Source organism: Streptomyces sp. NPDC058872, assembly GCF_042743065.1.
In the GTDB taxonomy this organism is placed as follows: Bacteria; Actinomycetota; Actinomycetes; order Streptomycetales; family Streptomycetaceae; genus Streptomyces.
The window spans coordinates 64,989-86,143 of record NZ_JBHYMK010000027.1 but is presented as its reverse complement, the minus strand read 5'-3'; the positions used below and the strand labels follow the sequence as shown (position 1 = coordinate 86,143).

Below are 21,155 nucleotides of genomic sequence, written 5' to 3'. Positions count from 1 at the left end.
CTCCTGTGCGTGTACGCGGTCCCGCGTCCGCACCGCACACAGGAAGGAAGAGGTGCCGTGGACCTGCACGACCTGCACGACCTGCGCCAGTGGCTGCCCCAGGCCATCGGGGTCGCCGAGCGGTGGGGCGGGCAGTTCGGCCCGTACCGCACCCATGACGCACACCGCATCGAACACGAAGCCTTCAACGAGGCGTTCGACCGCATGGCCAAGCGGATGGACGACAACTACCCCTTCTTCCACCCGCGTTACGCAGGGCAGATGGTCAAGCCACCGCACCCGGCAGCCGTCGTGGGCTACCTCACGGCCATGCTGTTCAACCCCAACAACCACGCAGCCGAAGGCGGCCCGGCCACCACCGCCATGGAAAAGGAGGCGGTCGCCGACCTGGCGGCGATGTTCGCACTACCCGCCCACGTCGGCCACCTCACCACCAGCGGCACCATGGCCAACCTCGAAGCCCTCTACGTCGCCCGCCAACTCCACCCCGAGCGCGGCATCGCCTACAGCGCCGAATGCCACTACACCCACGAGCGCATGTGCCACGTCCTGGGCATGCAAGGCCACCGCATTGCGGTCGACGACCGAGGCCGGATCGACCTCAACGCCCTGGAAGAGGCACTGCGCGGCGGGCAGATCGGCACCGTCGTCGTCACCACCGGCACCACCGGCCTGGGCGCCGTCGACCCGGTGCACGAAGTCCTCGCACTGGCCCGCCGCCACGGCGCACGCGTCCACGTGGACGCGGCCTACGGCGGCTTCTACGCCATCTTGGGCCGATCCGGCCTGGCCGGCCTGGACCCCCGCCCCTGGCAGGCGATCGCCGACTGCGACTCCGTGGTCGTCGACCCGCACAAACACGGCCTCCAGCCCTACGGCTGCGGAGCGGTCTTGTTCCCCGACCCGCGCGCAGGACGACACTTCGCCCACGACTCGCCCTACACCTACTTCACCGACTCCGACCTGCACCTGGGCGAGATCAGCCTGGAATGCTCCCGCGCGGGCGCCGCAGCAGCCGGACTCTGGCTGACGCTGCAACTGCTGCCGCTGACCCCCGAGGGCTTCGGCCGCATCCTCCACGCCGACCGCCGCGCAGCCACCACCTGGGCCACGCTCCTGCACCAGTCCCCCCACCTGGAGCTCTACCAGCAGCCCGACCTGGACATCGTCACCTACTTCCCCACCCCTTCCCGCCCCTCGCTGTCATGCATCGACACCGCCTCACAGCACCTGCTGGAAGCCGGGATGAACGCCCCGTTTGACCCCGTCTACCTCAGCGTGCTGCGCGCGGACGCCGAAGCCTTCACCCGCCGCCACCCCCACCTCCAACGCGACGCGGACACCGCCCGCATCATGCGCAGCGTCCTGATCAAACCGGAGAGCGAGCACTACCTGCCCACCCTGCACGCCCGCGTGGAACAACTCGCCGCCACCCACCACTGACCGACCCACCCCACCCGCCCCTCCCTCTTTTGCCGCCAGGCACGAAGGCCCCTTCCTCACCGCCGGGCCCTGCACCCGCCCGACCCGCCGACCCCCACGACACTCCCCGGCCGGGCCGCGCCCCCCTGCACACACCGCCCGCACCACCACTTTCGAACGGAGGCCCCCCTTGCCAGCTGCCACCCCCCTCTCCCGCACCATGGACCGGTCCGAGGCCGCCCGCCTCGCCTCGCTCCTGGCGACCACCTTCCACCAAGACGCACTGACCCGGTGGATGATCACCGACGAACAGCGCCGCGCCGAACTACTACCCGACTTCTTCCGCGTCCTGGTCGAGCTCCACGCCCACCACGACGGCGTGCTGACCTCACCACAAGGCGACGCCGTGTTCCTCTACCTCCCCCCACACGCCCAACCGGACGACACCGCCGTCAGCCAGGCCCTCGCCGCAACCCTCGGGCCCCACGCCCCCGCCCTGAAAACCATCACCGCCCTCCAAGCCACACACCACCCCACCACGCCCCCGCACTACTACCTCGCCTTCGGCGCCGTCCGCGCCGGCCGCCAACAGACCGGACTGGGCAAGCAACTACTCACCCACATCCTCCACCGCGCCGACCACGAAGGCGTCGGCGCCTACGCGGAAGCCAGCTCACCGGGCGGACAAGCCCTCCTCCAGACGACCGGCTTCACCCCCCTCGGCGCAGACATCGTCCTGCCCGACAACGGACCGACGCTCCGACCGATGTGGAGGGACCCGCGATGAAGGGCGACGACCTGATCACCAGCTGGAGCGCGGCCGAGATAGCCGACGGCGAACCACCAGCACCGCACCGCGAACCCCTGCTACGCGTGTTGACCTGGGGCAAGGCCTTCCTGGTCGCCAGCCACCCAGAACTGGGCCGCACCGGACCGGTCTGCCCCTACACCCAAACCTCCCTGCGCAAAGACCTCTTCCACCTGGCCCTGCCCTCCCCGGGATGCACCGACCTGACCTCCGCGGTCGACTCCCTGCGCACCCGCTACGCCAAACTCGCCGCCCCGCTGTGCGACGAGGACCGCGAACTGCTCACCATCCTGCTGGTCCTCCCGGACTTCGACCCGGCCGACTCCAGCGAGCTGGACCAACTCCAACGCACCGCCAAAGACGAGTTCGTGGCAGAAGGCCTGATGATCGGCCAATTCCACCCCGTCTGCGACGAACCAGGCCTCTACAACGACTCCTTCCGCCCCCTACGCGCCCCCTTACCACTCCTGGCCGTACGCCAACTGCTCGTCTTCGACCTGCCGTTCTTGATGTCCGACGACACGCACTTCGACCACTACCTCCAGCGCTTCGCACCGGCGATCCCGCCCCGCATCCGCGACCAACTGGTCAGCCGCGTCGTGCAGTGAACCACCCTCCGTCCGGCACGCGCAGGTGATGCCGGCCCCCATGCCCCCGCAGCGCTCGCACCCCACCCGAGCGCTGCGGGCCACCCACCAGCCCCGACCCGCACCCCCGCCGCTTCGACCCGCCCCCCGCACACAACCAGCCCGCCACCGTCCAGCCGATCACGTCAGGACGAGGCTCCCACAGCACCCGTCCCTCGATCGCACAGCGCCGGGGAAGTGGGGCAAGCGGCAGAAAACAGCGGCGCCGGGCCGGTTCCTCCCGCAGCAAAGGGCAAGCGACGCCCCGGGACACACCGACGCCTCGGGGCGACACGGACCCTGCTGCCCTGGAGCACGAGGCGCGCCCTGACGGACAACCGTCCCCCCCTCCCCACGCTCCCCGACGTCCTGCGGTGCGCCGCCTCGACCTTCCGGCAGGACGCCGCCACTCCTGCGCGCCCCAGCGGACAGCCACACGATCAGCCGAACGCCCCCGCGCCCAGCGCACCTACGCCCCGGGGCCCCGCCGTCGCACCACGACGTCGGGGCCCCGGGGCGCTCGGTCCTGCCTAGTCAGACGCCACACCAGCGGCCGGGGCCGAGACCAAGCACTCCTCCACGAAGGCCAAGACCCGCAGGTGATAAACGGCAGCAGTACGCCCCAGGCTCACGTTGTGGCCCGCCGCCCGCAGATGCTCCACCGTCACCGAAGGCGCAGCACCCAACAACGAGGCCATCGCCCCCAACGTCTCTTCGTCCCGGCGCCACCAAGCCTCGTGCTCGGCAAAGGTGAACCGCACCGGAAGCCGCACCCGCGGCGCCAACTCCTCGTACTGCACGGGCCACCACGCGGTTTCCCCCGACTCGCGCACCGGAGTCTCACACAGCAGTGCCCGGCTGGCCTGGAAGGTGCCCGGCGGATACAGATGCAGCGGACCCCAGTTCAACCGGCTGGCACCACCCCCCAACGTCGAGGGGAAGTGCAGGGCGCCGGGATCGTAGTGGTAGCCGGTCCCGGAGGTGTCCAGACCCAGCAACGGCACATCACCACGATCGCCGGCCGCAGTGTGCAAGGCGGCCTTGCCGCCGTCGGAATGCCCCAGCAAGAACACCCCGGCACCGATGTCGTGCGTGCGCGCGTGTTCCTTCACGACCGCGTGGACGACCTCGGCCTGCTCGGCAAGCGGCAGCCCCTCGGGAAACGCCTGCGCAGAGGCGCCGTAACCGGGCCGGTCCACCGCCAGGACCGCATGGCCCTGAGCGGTGGCCAGATCGAGGAAGGAGTTCCAGTACGCAGCCCGCATCCCGCGCCCGTGGACCGCCAAGACCGTACAGCGCGGGGCGACCCGGCCGGCAGCAGGCGCCCAGATCGCCGAGAGCCCCACCCCGCCGGCATCGACGTCCACCACACGCGGGGCGTCGGCCCGCCGGGCACCACCGGCACGGGCCACGCCCACCGGCGACTTCATCGAGCGTCCCTCCCCGTACGCGCCGAGGCCATCTCGGCCACCCAGGTCGAAGGCGAACCCGAACGCAGCAAGGAAGCCCCCACCAGCAGCCCGCCGAATCCCGCATCCAACAGCCGCGCCGCGCTGGCCGGACCGTCGATGGCGCTCGCACTGACCGGACACCGCGTCCCGGTGGCCCGCACCGCCGCCAGCAGACCCAAGCTCCGCCCCAGATCACCCCGGTCGCGCTCACGCGCCTTGATGTCCTTGTTGTTGACGGCGATCACACATCGCTCGGGTTGCGAGATCCGCTCCAACTCGGCCTCCTCGGTCACCTCCACGAACGGGGTCAACCCCACCGACAACGCCTCCGTCACCAAGGTGTGCATCGACGAGGCCGGCAACAGGGCCGCCGTCAACAACACCGCCGAAGCACCCCACTCCTTGGCCGTGCGAATCTGGTCCTTGCGCGTGATGAAGTCCTTCTGCAGCAACGGCAGATCGGTCATCGACGCCACGTCCCGCAACAACGCCGGCGAACCGCCGAACCACCGGCCGGTCACCACCGAAATGCACGGCGCACCCGCCGACTCGTACGCCGCCACGATCGCGGCCGGGGTACGCCCGCCCAACAGGTCATAGCCGTGGGCATCACGACGCTTGACCTCCATCACCACCGGGGTCGGCGAAGCCAACAAGGCGTCCAAAAAAGAGGGTGGGGCACAGCAGCCCGCAGTGCCGTGACTGTCACGGACGGGCTCGGAGGTGGTCATGACGACGGCTCCCTCTCACACATCGGGTCAAAAGTGCATCTCAACAACCAGGACGCACCACGGACGGCGGGGAGCCCCCAAGGACCACGGCATCGTCCGATGCCGGCGTACGACCAGACACCCGGGTGCTCCCCAGCGCCGCGGTGCCCTCGAAAACCGTTGACGAGCCGCGACCGCCGCCCGTCTTCCACGCACCGACCAAAGCGGCGATCCGCGCGGCGTCGAAACCCCCGCCCTGCGCGGCGCGGGCAGCGGTGTCCACATCGATGCCCCGAAAACCCCGATGCCCCACCACCTCCTCGTACCTCGCCCGCGCCGTCGGCGTCAGCCCCCCTGCCAGCAGGAACGGCCGGGACAAGCGCGGCAGCAGAGCAACGACGTCCACCGGATCCAGCGACTGCCCGGTGCTGCCGATGCGACCGTCCTCGGTGGCGGCGTCCAACAAGAACAGATCGGCACCGGCCCGCTCATACGCCCCGATCAGCGGACGCTCCACGCACCTGCCGCCCGCACCCACGTGCAGCACCTTCACGATGCCCACCGACCGCGGCAAAACCCGACGCAACTCTCCCACCACCGAAGGAGGTTGATAGGCGTGCAACTGCACCCATCCGACGTCGGCCTGCTGCGCGGTGCGCACCAACACGGCCGGATCGGCCAGGAACGTCACCCAGGCCGGCAACAAACCGGCCCGCCGCGCCACCGCCGCAAGGTCCAAGAACGCCTGCCGGCCCAGCTCGCGAGGGCCACCGGGCACACCGTGCCAAAGCCCCACGCAGTCCGCCCCGGCCGCTGCCGCGACCTCGACGTCCCGCACACCGGTGGCCCCGCACACCTTCAACAAGGCCTGCGGCAAGGAAGGACCCGACGGCGCGCCGCTCACTTGCCCAGCCCCATGGCCGAGGCGATGCGGTTGTACTGGATCTCGTTCGTACCGGAGTAGATGGTGCCGCCCACCGCGTTGCGCACCTCCTGCTCCAAACCGTACTCGGCCATGTAGCCGTGCCCGCCGAAGATCTGAACGGCGGCGACACTGCTGGCCAAATTCCCCTGACTGGTCATCAACTTGGCGATGGCCAGATCAACGGTGACGTCCTCACCCGCCTGCAGCTTGGCTCCCGTGTCGTAGAGCCACTTGCGGGCGGTCTCCAACTGGATCTTCATGTCGACGATCTTGTTGGCGATCGCCTGGTACGACCCGATCGTCTTCCCGAAGGACTGCCGCGTGCGGGCGAAGTCGACACAGCGGTCCAGCCGGTGCTGCATCTCCCCGACGTTGACGACGAAGGAGAGCAAGATCTCCCGCTTCATCACGTAGTCCAAGACCAACAACCCGCCCCCGACCCGGCCCAGCACCGCCGAACGCGGCACCCGCACGTCATCGAGGAAGACCTCGCTCAGCGGCGCGGTCCGCAGCCCCATCTTCTTCAAAGGACGCCCACAGCTCAGCCCCGCGGTGGCACGATCCACCAAGAACGCCGTCGTGCCCAGCGGCCCGCCCTCAGGATGGGTACGGGCATAGACCACCACCACATCGGCCACCGGACCGTTGCTGACGAAGACCTTGCTGCCGTTGAGCACGAAGTCATCGCCGTCTCGCACCGCCCGGGTGGACATCGCCATCGCATCCGACCCGCCGTCGGCCTCGGTGATCGCATGCGCACCGATCACCTCACCGGAACAGATCCCCGGCAACCAGCGCTCCTTCTGCTGCGCGGTGCCAAAACGCTGCAGCGGTATGCCGGTGGAACACAGGGAGGTGGTGGCACAAAAACTCAACCCCGCGTCCCGGTTGTGCTCGCCCAACCCCTCCCACACGTACATCGTGGTCAGCAGCGACTGCCCCAGCCCCCCGTACTCCTCCTCGAACGGCAGCGCCAGCAGCCCGGTCTGCTGCACGAGCTTCCACTTGTCCTGCGGGAAGACGGACTGCTCGTCGAGGGCGATGTGGTCTGCGCTCAACGCCTCGGCCCACCGGGCCAGCCCTTCGCGCAGTTCGATCTGGTCGGCGTTCCAACGGATCACGATGGACCTCTTCGCATGGGTGATCGGGCCGGGCGCGCGGCGGGGACCCCCCGCCGCACGCAACCGGGTTACGGCACGGCCGGTGCCGGGTCAGTAGGCAGAAGAGCGCGCCGCGTCGAGGTCGTGCACCTCGTCCCCGCGCAGGGCCGGCGAGAACACACAGACCAGCCGCAGGTCCTCGTGCGGACTGGCCACGAGGAAATGCGCATCGTGCCGGTCCAGCGCGTACATCCGACCCGGCACGATCTCGTGCGAGGTGCCGTCCAGCTCGATGACCTGACCGGACCCGGCGATGCAGTAGCAGGCCTCCAGGTGGTTGACGTACTCCAAACGGGACTTGGTACCGGCGGAGACGACGGTGTCGGTGAGGGTGTAGCCCAGGCCGTCCTCGGCCAGCAGGAAGCGACGGCTGAGGCCATTGCCCCACTCGACGGTCTTCACGGACTCGATGTCGCGAACGATCATGGCAGTCTCCCGTGTGTGCGCGATGGTGTGTGGGGTTGGGGATGTGGCGGGTGGAGCAGTCTCACTGCGGCACGGACCCCACGACAGAACAGGGCCGTACGGAGCGGACGAACAGGCGGAAGGCATCGATCACATCGCCCCCGCGGTCCTGCGCGGCCTCCACGGCGGCGACGGCGGCCGAACCGATGATCGCGGCATCGGCACCGGCAGCCCCCACGGCAGCCACGTCCTTGGCGGTGCTGACCCCGAAGCCAACGGCGATCGGGGACGTCGTGTGCGGCCGAAGCCCGGCAACCGTCCGCGCCAAAGCGGCATGGCCGGCCCCCGGAGCGGTGCCGCTGCGCCCGTAGTGGGCGACGAGGTACAGATAGGCGGACGCCTGAGCGGCGGCCTGCTCCTGGGTGCTCGAAGCACTCTGGGCATAGCAGGTGGTGACCACCGGCAACCCGACCTGCGCGGCCGAGCCCAGGTGCTCCTCACGCAGCCGCGGCGGCAGCGCGTGCACGAGCAGCCCGTCCACTGCGGCAGCGGCGATGTCCCCGGTGACGGCAGCCAGATCACGCTCGGCCAGCGAGTAGCGCCAGTCGGCCAGCAGGGCGATCCGGGTGCGGGCCAACCGCGGCCGCACGTCGGCGACGAAGCCGAGGACCTCCTCCAGCCCCACCCCGCCCCGCTCCAAGGCCCGCCGGGCCGACCGCCGCACGACCGGCCCGTCGGTGACCGAGTCCGGGAACGGGACCGCCAACTCCAGGCAGTCCACCCCCTCCTCGTCCAACATGAACACCAGCTCGCGCAACACCGACAGCGGCGGATCACCCGCATTGAGGAACAGCGCCAGACCGGGCACCCCCCCGGCGCGCCGCGAAGCAAAGAACGGCGCCGGCGCCGCCACCGGCCCCGAGGCGGCCACACCACCCGCCGCCGACACCACGGGCCTAGCCACGGGCCGTCACCCCCGCCAGCGCGGAACGACGCTCCCGGCCGGCCGCAGCAAGCCGGTCGACCAGCTCCACAGCGGCCCCCGACCGCACCGCGCCCGTGGCCAGCGCGACCGCGGACAGCCAGTCACGACGGCCGTCACCGGCCACCACGAGCGCCGCGGCGCCCAGACACACCGTACGGGTGGCCACCTCACCGGCCGTACCGGCGAGCACCGAACGAAAGTGTTCGACCGCCTCTGCCGCCTTTCCGGCGGGCCGCAGGTCGGCCAGACAACCGTCACCGGGCAACAGCTCACCGGGACGAATGCTCCGCACCACCGCACCCCCCGCCCCGTGCACGCCGTGACCGTGGACGGTGTTCGTGGCGAACGGCAGCAGCTCATCGGCCCCGGTGTCGTTGGCGACCAACCAGATCCGCCGCCCGACGGTGGACGCGGCCAACTCCCGCAAGGTGTCCAGCGGAGCAGCCGTCGACACGCCGGTGACCTGCGCCGAGACCGGAAGGTCGGCAAGGAAAGGACCCAAGGCGTTGAGGAACCGGCCGAAGGGCTTCATGGCCAACGGGGCGACCACCCGAGCCAGCCGGGTCAGCTGCGTCGGATAGACGAAGGGCCCGGCAAAGGCGATCCCGTAGGCGCCAAGGGTGTCCTCGGTCTCGGCCGGCGAAGACGTCAACCGCACCCCGAGCCGCTCCAACAGATCCACCGAACCCAGCGAACCGGTGTAGGCGCGCGACCCTGTCTTGACCACCTTCACCCCCGCCGCCGCCGCGACGAACGCCGAGGCGGTGGAGATGTTGAAGGTCCGCGGACCGCCACCGGTACCCACGACATTGACGGTCCCCTGCCACACCGGACCACCGGGCGCCGGCGCACGCCGCTCGGCCAGCGAGTCCAACAGGGCACGCAAGGTGTCGTGCTCGGGCAGCCTGCTGGTCAGACAGGCCAGCAGGCCCACGACCTCGGCCCGGTCGAGCTTCCCCTCGCCGAGCTGGTCCCACCAGGACCGCCAGGCCTCGCGCCCGACCGGGGCCTGCTGCTGGAGCAGACCGGTGAGTGCGTCATGCACGGTCGTTCTCCCGTCCGTCTCGTCCTGTCCTGTCTCGTGAGGCGACTGCGCCACCGCTCCCGCTGCCCGCCGCCACCGCGCCGGGGCCGGGAAGGGAAGGCCGGGGCCGACAGTTCGGGGTGCCGGCCCCAGCTCCTCCCGCGCGGCGGGCGTCAGGCAGCCGCCGAGCGGGCCTCGGTGATGAACGCGTCGATCGCCTCGACGCTGCGGAAGTTGTTCGGGTCCAAATCGGCGTCGCCGACGGCGAGCTCGAAGCGGTCCTCCACCCAGGCGATCAGCTTCAGCACGCCGAGGCTGTCGATGACCCCGTCGTTGAGCAGGTCGTGATCGACCGGGAGCTCCGCGGGGGAGGTGCCGGGCAGGAACTCGGAGACGACGAAGTTCTTGATGGTGTCGATGTTGCCGGTGCTGGTCATGAAGCCGTTCCTTCGGTGGAAGTGGTGAACAGGGAAGGCAGACGGTCGAGCGCCTTGCGGTCGACCTTTCCGGTGGCGGTCTTCGGCAGTGCCGCATCGATCACGGTCAGCTGCGAGGGAATCGCCGCCCGCGGCAGCCGCCGGGCGCAATGCGTGCGCAATTGCAGCCCGGTCACGGTCGACCCGGCGGCCCGCTGGACCCCGGCGACCAGGCGGCGCCCGGCGATCGGGTCCGGCACGGCGGCCACACCCGCCTCCACGACGTCCGGATGGTCCTGGAGCACCCGCTCGATCTCGGCGGTGTTCACGGCGGTGCCCCGCACCTTGACCTGGAAATCGGTACGACCGGTCAGGTGCAACGTGCCCTCGGCGTCCCGCCGCACCAGATCACCGGTGCGAAACCAGCGGCGCTCGTCCAAGCCCAGCGGATGGGCGGTGAACTTCTCCGCATGACGGGTGCGATCGAGGTACCCCAGGCTCTGGAAGGGCGTGGAGACGTACAACTCGCCCTCGCCCGAACCCTCCACGAGCGCCCCGGTGTCCGGGTCGAGGACCACGGCCCGCACCCCGGGCAGCGGGAGACCGATCGGCACCGGTCCGACGGGACCGGCCGGGTCGACCTCGTGGACGAAGCTGTCATTGGTCTCGGTGCAGCCGTAGACGTTGTGCAGCCGGGCCTTGGGAAACAAGTCCGGCAGCGCGGCCAGCAGCCGCTCGGAGATCACGTCCCCGCTGAACATCACCTGCTCGACGCCCGGCAACACCATGCCCTTGTCCTCCGCCGCCTCCCGCAGCAGCCCCAGCGCCATCGGGACGGCCTGGACGACCTGGACCTCGTGCCGCACCACCAGGTCCAACAGGTGCCGGCCGTGCGCGGCGAACGCAGGGTCCACCACGACGACCCGACCACCGCGGGCCAAGGTGGTCCACACGTCCAACAGACACAGGTCGAAGTTGAGCGGTGCATAGTTCAACACCGTCCGGTCCGGCCCGATCCCGAAGGCCGACCCGGCCCACCGCACGAACCGGTCCACGGCCTCGCGACCCAACGGAACGATCTTGGGCAGGCTGGTGGAGCCCGAGGTGGTCAACATCAACGCCACCCCCAACGCCTCCTCGACCGGCAACGGCTGGGCCGCGGCCCCACTGGGCGCCACCCGACCCCGCTCCCCGCCCGGGGCCAACACATGACGGCACCCGGCCTGGGCGAACAGATCGGCCAACAGCCCCTCGGCAAGGGCAGGCGAAGGCAACAACACCGGCCGACGCGCCAACAAACACGCCAGGACCAGGGCGACCGCGCCGGGCGACTTGTCGGCCAGCACCCCCACCGGCTCACCGGGCGCCAGCCCCAACCCGTCCAACCGGGCGCACTCCTGGACCGCCCGCTCATACAACTCGCGGTAGCTCCACTGCTCACCGTTGAACACCAACGCGACCGCATGTGGACGCGCCTGCACCTGGGCCAAGAACCCGTCGGTCAGCCCCGGGCCGTCCTCCAGGCCCGCCGCACCGTCAAAAAAACCCGCCGCCCCGGCCGCACGAACTGCTTGCGCAGCGGTCGTGGTCACACTCATCGAGCCCCCTCGCCCACGCCCTGCGGCCCGTCCTGCGACGCCAACACGATCCAGCCCGACTTCACCGCGGCCCCCTTCGGCGTACGGCAGGTGAACCGCACCACCTCGCCCGCCTCGTCCGGCTGCAAGGCGATCTCCAGCGGCACACCCGGCGCCACCGGCGCCGAAAAACGACACCCCAAGCCCCGCACCCGGGCGCTGTCCCCACCCGCGAACCGATCCACGGCCTCCTCCACCGCGAGGGCCACCACGCTCATCCCATGGGCGATCACCCCGTCGAAGCCGGCCCCACGGGCCGCTTCCTCATCCAGATGAATCGCATTGAGGTCACCAGAGGCATGGGCGTACGCACGGATCCACTCGGCGGTCAGCTCGTGGTGCGCCGTCTGCGCAACGCCCACGCCCTGCGCGGCCGGCACCGCAGGACCCCCGGCCACGTCACCGAACGACTCCAAGCCCGTCGCACCGACCAGCAGCGCCGAGGTGACCAGCTCGGCGAACGGCTCGCGCTCCTGCCCGCCGGTCAACCGCACGCACAGCGCGATCCGGGCCCCGCGCGGCTCCCGCCGCACCCCACGCACCTCCAACGCCACCGTCACCTGCTCGCCCGCCCGCACGGGACGGACCAGCCGAATGTCCTGCCCCAGATGCACCACCGAAACCGGACCCGGCTCGGCCGCAGTCAGCTCACGCACCGTCTGCTCGGCAACCGTGTGGGCCAGCACGAAAGCGTGCACCGGAGAGCCCTGACCGGCCCGGGCCGGCGGCAGGCCACACCGGGCAGCAGCACGAAAACCCGTCACGTCCGACTCGGCCACGACAACGGTGCGCACCGGGGCGGGAGGGGTGAACGTCGTCATGCCGGCATCACCACCACGGAGGCGTTGTGACCGCCGAACCCGAAGGAGTTCGTCAGCGCGGGTCCCGAGCGCACGGGGCGCGGGGCGCCGTGCACGACGTCGATGTCCATTCCTGGCTCCAACTGTTCGTGGTTGGCTGTGGGCGGCACCTCGCAGTGCCGCATGGCCTGCACCGCTGCGATCAACTCGACGGCACCGGCCGCACCGATGAGGTGCCCGATGACCGACTTCGACGCGGTGACCGGCGGCTGCGCATCACCGAAGACCGTGCGCAAGGCGGACGCCTCGGAGCGGTCGTTGTGCGGAGTGGAGGTGCCGTGGGCGTTGACGTGCACGATGTCCTCGGCAACCAGCCCGGCATCGGCGATCGCACCGGCCATGGCGGCAGCAGCACCCGCACCGTCCGCACGCGGCATCGCCAGATGATGGGCATCGGCCGTCGCCGCGTACCCGGCGACCAGCCCATACGTCCTGGCCCCCCGCGCCCGGGCGTCATCGAGCCGTTCCAGCACGACGAACCCGGCGCCCTCACCCATCACGAACCCGTCGCGGTCCACGTCGAACGGCCGCGAGGCACGCTCCGGCTCCTCGTTGCGCATCGACACCGCGTTCAGGTTCCCAAAGCCCGCCAGGGTGACCGGGGTCAGGGTGTGCTCGCAGCCGCCGGCCAGCACCACATCGGCGCGCCCCGTCTGCAACAGCATCAGCGCCTGCCCGACGGCGTCCGCACCCGAGGCGCACGTGTTCGCCGCGGTCCAAGCGGGACCGGTCCAGCCCAGCCGCATCGAGATCTGCGCGGCGGCGGCGTTCGGCATCGTCATCAGCGGCATCAGCGGATTGACCCGGGCCGGACCACCGGTGGTGAAGTGGGCGGACTCCCGGTCGCTGGTGGCCCGACCGCCGACCGCATTGCCCACGACCACGGCGGCACGACCCGGCTCGACCGCCGGCGCCCCCGCATCCCGATGGGCGGCCAAAGCGGCAGCCGTCCCGTAGTGGGCGAAGGGATCCATCCGGCGGGCCTCCTTGGCGGGGACCAGACCGTCGACCGCCTCCAAGCCCCGCACCCGACACCCGATGCGCACCCGGTGCCTACGAAGGTCGATGTGGGTGAGTTCAGCCGCGGTGGAACGCCCGGCGCACAGCGCCTTCCACAACTCCTCCGGGGTGCACCCGCCGGGAGTGACCACGCCCATGCCGGTGATGGCGACCGGCGGCTGCGCGGCACTGCCCCTGGACGATGATCCAGGCATGTCTGCTCCTTGTCCCCGCCCGCAGGCAGGCCGACGGTCAGATGATCCGGCACTCGCGCGCGGAGGAGATGAACGCCTCGGCCGCGAAATCGATGTCGGCCTTGGTGTGGGCGGCGGTGATCGCGATCCGCAGCCGCGCCAGGTCGTTGGGCACCGCCGGGGTGACCACCGGCAGTCCGATGACGCCGTTCTTGCGGCACACCGTGGCGTAGTCGTACGCCGCCTCGTCCGAACCGGCGATGACCGGAACCACCGCGGTCTCGGAGTCGACCGTCGACATGCCGGCCTCGTGCAGCATGTCCCGGAAGCGGGCGGACTCGCGCTGGATGAACTCCACGCGCTCCGGCTCGCGCTGAAGGATGCGCAGCGACTCCAGCGCCGCGGCCGACTGGGCCGGCCCCAGCGCCGCGGAGAACAGGAAGGGACGGGCCGCGTACTTGAGGTGGTGGACGAGATCGGCCGAACCGGCGACCCAACCCCCCATCGACGGGATCGCCTTGGACAGGGTGCCGAGCTTGACGTCGACCTTCACCTCGTAGTCGAAGTGCTCCTCGATGCCGTGACCGGTGGCACCGATGACCCCCAGCGCATGCGCCTCGTCCACCATCAGCAGCGCATTGTGCTCGTCGCACACCCGCCGCAGCTCCGGCAGCGGCGCGATGTCACCGTCCATGGAGTAGACGCTGTCGACGATCACCAGCCGCACACCCGTGTCCGGAGCAGCAGCCAGACGCCGCTCCAGGTGCCCCACGTCGTTGTGACGGAAACGGGTGACCGTGGCCCCCGACAGCTTGCAGCCGTCGACGATGCTGGCGTGGTCGTACTTGTCGATGAAGACGGTGTCACCGGGACCGACCAGCGCACCCACCGTACCGACGTTGGCGGCATACCCCGAGCCGAAGACCAAGGCCCGCTCGCGCCCGGCGAACTTGGCGACCTCGGCCTCCAACTCCTCATGCAGCGGAGTCGACCCCGCCAGGGCACGCACCCCGTGGTTACCGGTACCGTAGCGGTCGACGGCCGCCTTGGCGGCACTCACCACCCGCTCGTCCCCGGCCAGACCCAGGTAGGAGTAGCCGGACATCATCAGCAGCCGCCGACCGTCCTGGTCGGCGTAGGCGGAGTCCCGTTCCACGGTGTACGCGATGAAGCTGTTCTTGCGGACCGGCTCGTATTCCAATGCCTGCACCCGGTCCCGGAAATAGGCAAGTTTCGGCTCGAGACGGGCCCAGGCAGTGGATGCATTCACGTGCTTCTCCTCGTCGCGATCGTCCGGCGGCTCCGGAACTCCATCGTCGTCCCACCGCTTCTCCCGGCGGGCCTCAGTGGAATTTCATTAAGACGCACCAGGCGCAATGACGGCGCAAGAGGATTCCTGGTGGAGCGCAAGGGCCGTCCTGGAATCCTGGTTGAGCATCCTTCGCGTCGGGGCCGGGTTGTTGACACCGGAAGAAGCCCCGCAGGTATCTTCGATTCCGCATCAACCATGGGGGACACGGCCGGGAGCCGACCGTTTTCGGAGAGTGCATAGTGCTGATCAGACTCGTAGGTCTCGTCACGATCGAACCGGACGGAGCTCCGCCGCAACACCTCTCCAGCGCACAGGCGCAGGTGGCGTTCGCGCGGCTGTTGTTGGAGCGCGCCTCCGGCACCGATCGCTGTCAACTGGCCGAAACCGTATGGCCCGAGGGCCTCCCGGACACCTGGGCCTCCGCCCTGCGCAGCGTGGTGAGCCGCGTCCGGACCTTCGTCACCACCCCCGGGGACCCCCCGGGCTCCACCCCCCTGGTCGCCCAGGGCGGCCGCTACGTCCTGCGGATACCCCAGGACGCGGCAGTGGACGTGGAATGTGCCGAGACGGCGGTCACGGAAGCCGCCGAGGCCTACGCCGAAGGCGGCTACGCGGTGGCGCAACAACTCGCCGCCGGCGCCGTCACAAATCTACGCGGGTCATTCCTCTCCTCACACGAGGGCGAGTGGGTCAACGCCATGCGCGAGCAACTCGAAGAGCTCCGCCTCAAGGCCCTGGAGACCGCCAGCCTCGCCTCGTCCGCACTGGGCGACGAACACCACGCGCTGCGCTACGCCGAAGAGGCGGTGCGCCGGGCACCGTTCCGGGAGAGCGCCTACCGCTGCCGGATGACCGCACACACCCGGGCGGGCAACCGCGCCGAGGCGCTGCGCAGCTACCAGCAACTGCGGGAAGTACTGGCGGAAGAACTGGGCATCGACCCGGCCCCCGAAACCGAGGCCGCCTACCTCGAACTGCTCAGGACCCCCCAACCGCACCCGGCGCCACGCCGGTACACCTACGTCGACCCGGTCCTGATGGGCATGTTCGAAGTCGCCCCCACCGCCACCCCCCAGCCCTGCTCGCTGGCCGACCGGGGCTGCGCCGTCCACGTGGCGCCCCGCGCGTCCTGACCCGGGCACACATCGGCCCCGACCGCCCGAGGAAACGGGCGGCCGGGGCCGAGGCGCGAAAAAGGGGAAGGCGGCGCCACCGCGGCCGGTCCACACGCGCGACGACCCCGAAACCCGTGCACCTCTCGGCACGAGCTCCGGGGTCGCCGGTGGATCAGGTGATGCTGACACCGCTGTCGATGCTGATGACCTGACCCGTCATGCAGTCCTGGTCCAAGAAGAGCCCCATGCTGCGGGCCACCTCCTCCACCGTCACGAACCGCGGGATCGGCGCCTTGCCCTCCATCCCCTCCACGACGCGGTCCGGCAGGTCCTTCGTCATGCCGGTGATCATGAAGCCGGGGGAGAGGGCGTTCACCGTCACCCCGCGACGGCCGCACTCCGCCGCCAGGGTACGGGTGAAACCGATCAGGCCCGCCTTGGACGACGAGTACGCCGTCTGCCCGGCCGTGGCGATGATGCCCGAGGGGGAGACGACGTTGACCACCCGCCCCCACCGCCTGCGCAACATGCCCGGCACCGCGGCGCGCGCCGTGTGGAAGGAACCGATCAGATTGGTCTGGATGACCTGGGCCCAATCGGCCGGGTTCTGCATGGCCATCAAACTGTCCTTGCGGACGGCCCCGTTGTTGACGAGCACGTCCACCGGACCCAGCTCGTCCTCGATCTGCCGGTACAGGCCCTGTACCGCCTCCCAGGACCCGACGTCACCGGTGACCAGGACCGAGGGGTGGGTGAGCTTGTCCTGCACCGCCGCGGCGGCGTCCCGGGAACTGTTGTAGTGCACCGCCACCCGGCAGCCCAGTGCATCCAACTCCAGCGCCAGGGCCTGGCCCAGGCCGCCCGAAGCACCGGTGACCAGCGCGACCGGGGACGTGGGCCGCTCACCCGCACCGTTCTTGCTCATGCCGCGACACCGCCCCACTCCATCAAGATCGAACCCCACGTCATACCGGCACCGAAACCGGCCAGCAGGACCTTGTCGCCCGCCTTGATGCGGCCCTCCTCCAGCGCCTCGGTGAGCGCGATCGGAACGGACGCCGAAGCCGTGTTGCCGTACTTGTGCAGATTGGTGATCAACGCCTCGGGGCGCAGACCGGTGTGCGAAAGGATCGAGTTGATGATCCGGATGTTCGCCTGGTGCGGGACGATGTGATCGACGTCCGCCGCCTCCACCTTGGCGCTCTCCAAGGTCTCGCGCACCGTCCGCACGGTGTAGCGCACCGCATTGAGGTAGATCTCGTTGCCGTTGATCTGCGCGTAGTGCAGGCCCGCCTTGACGGTCTCCTCGGTGGTCGGCATGCGACTGCCGCCCGCGAGCACCTTCAAGGACCCGGCGCAAGAGCCGTCGGCCCCCAGGTTCCACGCCTTGACCCGGTTGTCCGGACCCGGCTGGAGCACGATCGCGCCGGCGCCGTCCCCGACCAGGATGGACAGGTCCCGGTCGTCCGGGTTGGCCGTCAGGGTGTGGGTGTCGGAGCCCACGAGCAGGATCGGCCGCGGATCGATCGCGATCAGCGCCATCGCCGAAACCAGCCCGTAGACGAAGCCCGCGCACTCGGAGTTCACGTCGTGCGCGCTCCCCCCGATGCCCAACTCGTGGTGGACGAAGGCGGAGGTCGCCGGGGACGGCTGCTCGGGCGTGGCGGTGGCGACGATCAGGTGGGCGATGTCAGCGCCCTCCAGCCCCGCCTTCTCCAGCGCCCGCCGACCGGCCTCGACGGCCAGGGAGGCAGTGGTCTGCCCCGGGGAGACCGCTCGCCGCTCCCGGATCCCGCACCGGCTGACGATCCAGTGTTCGTCCACGCCGAAACGTTCCGCGAGCTCCGCGCTGGTGACAATGCGCTCGGGTACGGCCATGCCCCACCCGGTGATGTCGAAGCCGGTCATGGAACCTGCCTATGCCTGGGCCGGAACGAGGGCGGTGATCTTGGCGTACACGTCCCGCAGGGTGGTGGTGTCGTCGAGGTCGGCGAAGAGCGACTCATCGGCCGGAATGTGCGGGTACTGGTTCTGGAAGCCGTACAGCCACTCCATCAGGTCCAGCGAGTCGACGTCCGCGATGTGCTGGAGCGGGGCGTCGGGGCTGACCTCGGCGGCACCCGAAACGGCCTCGAGCTGGCTCGCCAGTTCTTCGATGGTCGGCAGCGACATGGGGTCGGTCCTCTCTCGGCGGTGCAACTCGGCAAAGCGTCGTTGTGTTGGAAGCGATGAAAACTTCGAACCCGCAAGGAAGGCGCAACACGCTGCACGGCCCGCTCCCGCCCCCGCTTTCCCGCCGTCTTGCGCCCGCCTTGCGGCACCTCCTGTTTCCTCAGTCGCGAATTCGTGCCCCACAGAAGCAGAACGCGCAGCAGCAGAAGAAGCCACGCCGAGCCACGCCACGGAAGAGGTCACGGCAACGCCGAAAAGGAACGGCCCGATACGGGGACCGCGCACATTCAAGGGTCCCGCGTGCACGGGGACCCACCCGAATCAAGGGAACCGACCGATACGGCGCACCGTATGGCATCGCCCGAGCCGGACAGGAAAAGAGGACCACAGGATGACAACGGTCGCCCCCAAGTCGGTGGACCCCGAGGTCGACGCGATCAGGCACCACTACGAGGTCAGCAACGACTTCTACCGGCTGCTGCTGGGCCCCACGATGATGTACTCAGGCGGCTACTGGCAGGAGGGCGAGGACCTCGTCGGCCACCTCGACCAGGCCCAGGAGCGCAAGCTGGACACCTTCGCCGCACTCGCCGGCGTGCAGGCCGGCAGCGACGCCAAGCGGGTGCTGGACATCGGCTGCGGCTGGGGCACCATGCTCAACCGCCTCACCACGATCCACGGCGCCGAGGCCGGAGTGGGCCTGACCCTGTCGCGCACCCAGAAGGACTTCATCACCGCCCTGGGCAACGACAAGATCACCACCCTGGTGCAGAGCTGGGCGGACTACCAGGTCGCCGACGAGTCCGAGAAGTACGACGCGGCCTTCTGCATCAACGCACTGGAGCACTTCGTCTCCTCCAACCTGCCGCCCAAGGAGCGCACCAAGCGCTACCGCTTCTTCTTCCAGCAGGTCGCCAACGCCCTCAAGCCCGGCGCCAAGTTCGTGCTGCACACCATGACCGCCGAGGCGCTGCCGATGAACCGCGCGCTGCTGGACGACCTGAAGTTCCTCCAGCGCTCCGAGTTCGAGGGCTGCCACATCCCCCACCTCAGCGAGCTCAGCGCCGCCGCCGAGGGCCTCTTCGCCGTCGACGAGATCGTCAACGAGCGCGAGTCCTTCGCCGTGGCCTGCCGCGCCTGGCTCAAGCTGCTGGCCGCCCGCCGCGACGAGGCCGTGGCCATGGAGGGCGAGGAAGTCGTCGCCCGCTTCGAGCGCTACCTGGACATCTTCGCCTACACGCTCGAAGACAAGTTCTTCAACAACTTCCGCGTCACCATCACGCGCCGCTGAGGAGAACCGACGTGACGAGCATTCTCGAACCGGCCAGGGACGGCGGCGCCCGTTCCACCGCCACCGACGACGCCTCCGCAGGCCGCGGCCCCACCCGGCACCTGCGGGTCGCGGTCATCGGCACCGGCTTCTCCGGCCTGGGCACCGCCATCCGACTGCTGCAGTCGGGCATCGACGACTTCCTCGTCTTCGAGCGGGCCGACGAGGTCGGCGGCACCTGGCGCGACAACAGCTATCCGGGATGTGCCTGCGATGTCATGTCCCACCTGTACTCCTTCTCCTTCGCCAGGAACCCCCACTGGAAGTCCACCTTCGGCAAGCGCGACGAGCTGTACGCGTACCTGCGCGACACCGCCGACCGCTTCGGGGTGCGCCCGCACATCCGCTTCCAGCACGAGCTGCTGGCCGCCCGGTGGGACGAGGACGAGCGGCGCTGGCAGATCGACACCTCCCAGGGCCGCTACACCGCCCAGGTACTGGTGACCGGCACCGGCTACCTCAGCGAAGCCGCGGTCCCTGACATCAAGGGCCTGTCCGACTTCCAGGGCAAGGTCTTCCACTCCTCCCAGTGGGACCACGACCACGACCTGACCGGCCGCCGCGTCGCCGTCATCGGCACCGGCGCCAGCGCCATCCAGTTCGTGCCCAAGATCCAGCCCGAGGTCGGGCACCTGGACCTCTACCAGCGCACCCCTCCCTGGGTCGGCCCGAAGAACGACAAGCCCACCAGCAAGCTCCAGGGCGCACTGCTGCGCTCGCTGCCCGGCTACCAGATCTTCCGCCGCAACTTCAACATGTGGGGCCGCGAGATCCTGGCCTTCGTCATGGCCCGCCCCAACGTCGCCGGCAAGATGCAGAAGATGGCCTCCGACCACCTCAAGAAGTCGGTGGCCGACGAGACGCTGCGCGCCAAGCTCACGCCCGACTACGTGATGGCCTGCAAGCGCCTGCTGTTCTCCAACACCTGGTACCCGGCGATCCAGCAGCCCAACGTGGACATCGTCACCGACGGCATCGCCGAGGTGCGCGCCACCTCGGTCGTCTCCCAGGACGGCACCGAGCGCGAGGTCGACACCATCATCCTGGGCACCGGCTTCCAGGCCACCGACCGCCCCGTCGCCCGCCGCATCTGGGGCCGCGACGGAGTGCAGCTGCGCGAGGCCTGGGACCGCGGCATGGCGGCGCACCGCGGCACCACCATCGCGGGCTTCCCCAACCTGTTCATGCTGCTGGGCCCGAACACCACCCTGGGCCACTCCTCCCAGACCGTGATGATCGAGGCGCAGATCCAGTACGTGCTGGACGCCCTGAAGAAGATGGACAAGCGCGGCCTGGCCAGCGTCGAGGTCCGCCAAGAAGCCCAGGACGCCTACAACGAGGCCCTGGACGCCAAGCTCGACGGCACCGTGTGGAACGCCGGCAACTGCAACAGCTGGTACCTGGACGCCAGCGGCCGCAACCCGTCGATCTGGCCCACCTACACCTGGCGCTTCCGCCGGGCCACCAAGCGCTTCGACCTGTCCGAGTACCAACTCGCATCCCAGGTCACCAGCGCCCGACGGGCGGCGCACACCTAGGCCGCCGCCCGAAGCCGCCCGCCACGGCCCCGGCTTCGGACCGCGAGCCAAGAACCCGAATGAACC

The 21,155-nt window shown here is 69.9% G+C and carries 21 protein-coding genes; 6 read left to right on the top strand and 15 right to left on the bottom strand.

The features are described from left to right. Positions 1 to 57: 57 nt before the first annotated feature. The 3 genes from ACFW22_RS19150 (at position 58) to ACFW22_RS19140 (ending at position 2,838) form a co-directional block, all read left to right on the top strand. Positions 58 to 1,443, top strand: a complete 1,386-nt coding sequence (locus ACFW22_RS19150; protein WP_386405727.1) for a pyridoxal phosphate-dependent decarboxylase family protein — start codon at positions 58 to 60, stop codon at positions 1,441 to 1,443. A 169-nt stretch (positions 1,444 to 1,612) separates the two neighbouring features. Next, a complete protein-coding gene (locus ACFW22_RS19145; protein WP_386405724.1) occupies positions 1,613 to 2,209 on the top strand; it encodes a GNAT family N-acetyltransferase in 597 nt (198 codons plus the stop codon). Next, complete coding sequence (locus tag ACFW22_RS19140; RefSeq protein ID WP_386405721.1) at positions 2,206 to 2,838, top strand: DUF6875 domain-containing protein; 633 nt, start codon at positions 2,206 to 2,208, stop codon at positions 2,836 to 2,838. Before ACFW22_RS19145 ends, ACFW22_RS19140 begins: the two co-directional genes overlap by 4 nt. 548 nt (positions 2,839 to 3,386) lie before the next feature. Here ACFW22_RS19140 and ACFW22_RS19135 read toward each other — a convergent pair. From ACFW22_RS19135 to ACFW22_RS19080, 12 genes are all read right to left on the bottom strand, one after another. Then, positions 3,387 to 4,286 carry an alpha/beta hydrolase gene (locus ACFW22_RS19135; protein WP_386405718.1) on the bottom strand — a complete coding sequence of 300 codons (900 nt, stop codon included), beginning with the start codon at positions 4,284 to 4,286 and terminating at the stop codon, positions 3,387 to 3,389. Then, positions 4,283 to 5,038 (bottom strand): indole-3-glycerol-phosphate synthase, encoded by a 756-nt coding sequence (locus tag ACFW22_RS19130; RefSeq protein WP_386405715.1) that lies wholly within the window; start codon positions 5,036 to 5,038, stop codon positions 4,283 to 4,285. The genes ACFW22_RS19135 and ACFW22_RS19130 overlap by 4 nt, the downstream gene beginning before the upstream one ends. A 40-nt stretch (positions 5,039 to 5,078) precedes the next feature. Beyond that, positions 5,079 to 5,921: an N-(5'-phosphoribosyl)anthranilate isomerase gene (locus tag ACFW22_RS19125; protein WP_386405712.1), complete on the bottom strand. Its 843-nt coding sequence runs from the start codon at positions 5,919 to 5,921 to the stop codon at positions 5,079 to 5,081. Further along, positions 5,918 to 7,063: an acyl-CoA dehydrogenase family protein gene (locus ACFW22_RS19120; RefSeq protein WP_386405709.1), complete on the bottom strand. Its 1,146-nt coding sequence runs from the start codon at positions 7,061 to 7,063 to the stop codon at positions 5,918 to 5,920. The genes ACFW22_RS19125 and ACFW22_RS19120 overlap by 4 nt, the downstream gene beginning before the upstream one ends. A 90-nt stretch (positions 7,064 to 7,153) precedes the next feature. Then, entirely contained in the window at positions 7,154 to 7,528 is a 375-nt protein-coding gene (locus tag ACFW22_RS19115) for an ectoine synthase (protein ID WP_384876826.1), read from the bottom strand. Between the two features lie 61 nt (positions 7,529 to 7,589). Beyond that, a complete protein-coding gene (gene trpA, locus ACFW22_RS19110) occupies positions 7,590 to 8,471 on the bottom strand; it encodes a tryptophan synthase subunit alpha (protein ID WP_386405705.1) in 882 nt (293 codons plus the stop codon). Then, positions 8,464 to 9,537 carry a hypothetical protein gene (locus ACFW22_RS19105; protein ID WP_386405702.1) on the bottom strand — a complete coding sequence of 358 codons (1,074 nt, stop codon included), beginning with the start codon at positions 9,535 to 9,537 and terminating at the stop codon, positions 8,464 to 8,466. Before ACFW22_RS19105 ends, trpA begins: the two co-directional genes overlap by 8 nt. 152 nt (positions 9,538 to 9,689) lie before the next feature. Further along, positions 9,690 to 9,953 (bottom strand): acyl carrier protein, encoded by a 264-nt coding sequence (locus tag ACFW22_RS19100; protein WP_384876832.1) that lies wholly within the window; start codon positions 9,951 to 9,953, stop codon positions 9,690 to 9,692. Next, entirely contained in the window at positions 9,950 to 11,530 is a 1,581-nt protein-coding gene (locus ACFW22_RS19095) for an AMP-binding protein (RefSeq protein WP_386405699.1), read from the bottom strand. Before ACFW22_RS19095 ends, ACFW22_RS19100 begins: the two co-directional genes overlap by 4 nt. Then, the gene (locus ACFW22_RS19090; protein ID WP_386405696.1) at positions 11,527 to 12,390 is read right to left on the bottom strand and encodes a MaoC/PaaZ C-terminal domain-containing protein; all 864 of its coding nucleotides are present in this window, start codon (positions 12,388 to 12,390) and stop codon (positions 11,527 to 11,529) included. Before ACFW22_RS19090 ends, ACFW22_RS19095 begins: the two co-directional genes overlap by 4 nt. Beyond that, complete coding sequence (locus ACFW22_RS19085; RefSeq protein ID WP_386405693.1) at positions 12,387 to 13,643, bottom strand: beta-ketoacyl-[acyl-carrier-protein] synthase family protein; 1,257 nt, start codon at positions 13,641 to 13,643, stop codon at positions 12,387 to 12,389. The genes ACFW22_RS19090 and ACFW22_RS19085 overlap by 4 nt, the downstream gene beginning before the upstream one ends. A gap of 37 nt (positions 13,644 to 13,680) precedes the next feature. Further along, entirely contained in the window at positions 13,681 to 14,892 is a 1,212-nt protein-coding gene (locus ACFW22_RS19080; protein ID WP_386405690.1) for an aminotransferase class I/II-fold pyridoxal phosphate-dependent enzyme, read from the bottom strand. 281 nt (positions 14,893 to 15,173) lie between these two features. On the opposite strand from ACFW22_RS19080, the gene ACFW22_RS19075 reads away from it, so the two are divergent. Beyond that, positions 15,174 to 16,067, top strand: coding sequence for a BTAD domain-containing putative transcriptional regulator (locus ACFW22_RS19075; RefSeq protein ID WP_386405687.1), 894 nt, complete (start codon positions 15,174 to 15,176; stop codon positions 16,065 to 16,067). Between the two features lie 154 nt (positions 16,068 to 16,221). Here the strand turns inward: ACFW22_RS19075 and ACFW22_RS19070 are convergent, their stop codons facing one another. From ACFW22_RS19070 to ACFW22_RS19060, 3 genes are read right to left on the bottom strand one after another with little or no spacing between them, the layout of a single operon-like run. Further along, entirely contained in the window at positions 16,222 to 16,974 is a 753-nt protein-coding gene (locus tag ACFW22_RS19070) for an SDR family NAD(P)-dependent oxidoreductase (RefSeq protein ID WP_386405684.1), read from the bottom strand. Further along, the gene (locus tag ACFW22_RS19065) at positions 16,971 to 17,957 is read right to left on the bottom strand and encodes a 3-oxoacyl-ACP synthase III family protein (RefSeq protein ID WP_386405681.1); all 987 of its coding nucleotides are present in this window, start codon (positions 17,955 to 17,957) and stop codon (positions 16,971 to 16,973) included. Before ACFW22_RS19065 ends, ACFW22_RS19070 begins: the two co-directional genes overlap by 4 nt. Before the next feature lie 9 nt (positions 17,958 to 17,966). Beyond that, positions 17,967 to 18,221: a hypothetical protein gene (locus ACFW22_RS19060; RefSeq protein ID WP_384876848.1), complete on the bottom strand. Its 255-nt coding sequence runs from the start codon at positions 18,219 to 18,221 to the stop codon at positions 17,967 to 17,969. 391 nt (positions 18,222 to 18,612) lie between these two features. Between ACFW22_RS19060 and ACFW22_RS19055 the strand changes: the two genes are divergently transcribed. Both ACFW22_RS19055 and ACFW22_RS19050 read left to right on the top strand, forming a co-directional pair. Then, on the top strand, positions 18,613 to 19,512 hold the full coding sequence (locus tag ACFW22_RS19055; protein ID WP_386405677.1) for a class I SAM-dependent methyltransferase: 900 nt from the start codon (positions 18,613 to 18,615) through the stop codon (positions 19,510 to 19,512). 11 nt (positions 19,513 to 19,523) lie between these two features. Beyond that, positions 19,524 to 21,089 (top strand): flavin-containing monooxygenase, encoded by a 1,566-nt coding sequence (locus tag ACFW22_RS19050; protein WP_386405674.1) that lies wholly within the window; start codon positions 19,524 to 19,526, stop codon positions 21,087 to 21,089. Positions 21,090 to 21,155: the final 66 nt, after the last annotated feature.

What these genes read in the sequence shown, in the direction of transcription:
- ACFW22_RS19060 (WP_384876848.1), bottom strand. Translation starts at nt 18,221, where the DNA reads ATGTCGCTGCCGACCATCGAAGAACTGGCGAGCCAGCTCGAGGCCGTT.
- ACFW22_RS19135 (WP_386405718.1), bottom strand. Translation starts at nt 4,286, where the DNA reads ATGAAGTCGCCGGTGGGCGTGGCCCGTGCCGGTGGTGCCCGGCGGGCC.
- ACFW22_RS19070 (WP_386405684.1), bottom strand. Translation starts at nt 16,974, where the DNA reads ATGAGCAAGAACGGTGCGGGTGAGCGGCCCACGTCCCCGGTCGCGCTG.
- ACFW22_RS19130 (WP_386405715.1), bottom strand. Translation starts at nt 5,038, where the DNA reads ATGACCACCTCCGAGCCCGTCCGTGACAGTCACGGCACTGCGGGCTGC.
- ACFW22_RS19065 (WP_386405681.1), bottom strand. Translation starts at nt 17,957, where the DNA reads ATGACCGGCTTCGACATCACCGGGTGGGGCATGGCCGTACCCGAGCGC.
- ACFW22_RS19055 (WP_386405677.1), top strand. Translation starts at nt 18,613, where the DNA reads ATGACAACGGTCGCCCCCAAGTCGGTGGACCCCGAGGTCGACGCGATC.
- ACFW22_RS19090 (WP_386405696.1), bottom strand. Translation starts at nt 12,390, where the DNA reads ATGACGACGTTCACCCCTCCCGCCCCGGTGCGCACCGTTGTCGTGGCC.
- ACFW22_RS19140 (WP_386405721.1), top strand. Translation starts at nt 2,206, where the DNA reads ATGAAGGGCGACGACCTGATCACCAGCTGGAGCGCGGCCGAGATAGCC.
- ACFW22_RS19095 (WP_386405699.1), bottom strand. Translation starts at nt 11,530, where the DNA reads ATGAGTGTGACCACGACCGCTGCGCAAGCAGTTCGTGCGGCCGGGGCG.
- ACFW22_RS19085 (WP_386405693.1), bottom strand. Translation starts at nt 13,643, where the DNA reads ATGCCTGGATCATCGTCCAGGGGCAGTGCCGCGCAGCCGCCGGTCGCC.
- ACFW22_RS19115 (WP_384876826.1), bottom strand. Translation starts at nt 7,528, where the DNA reads ATGATCGTTCGCGACATCGAGTCCGTGAAGACCGTCGAGTGGGGCAAT.
- ACFW22_RS19100 (WP_384876832.1), bottom strand. Translation starts at nt 9,953, where the DNA reads ATGACCAGCACCGGCAACATCGACACCATCAAGAACTTCGTCGTCTCC.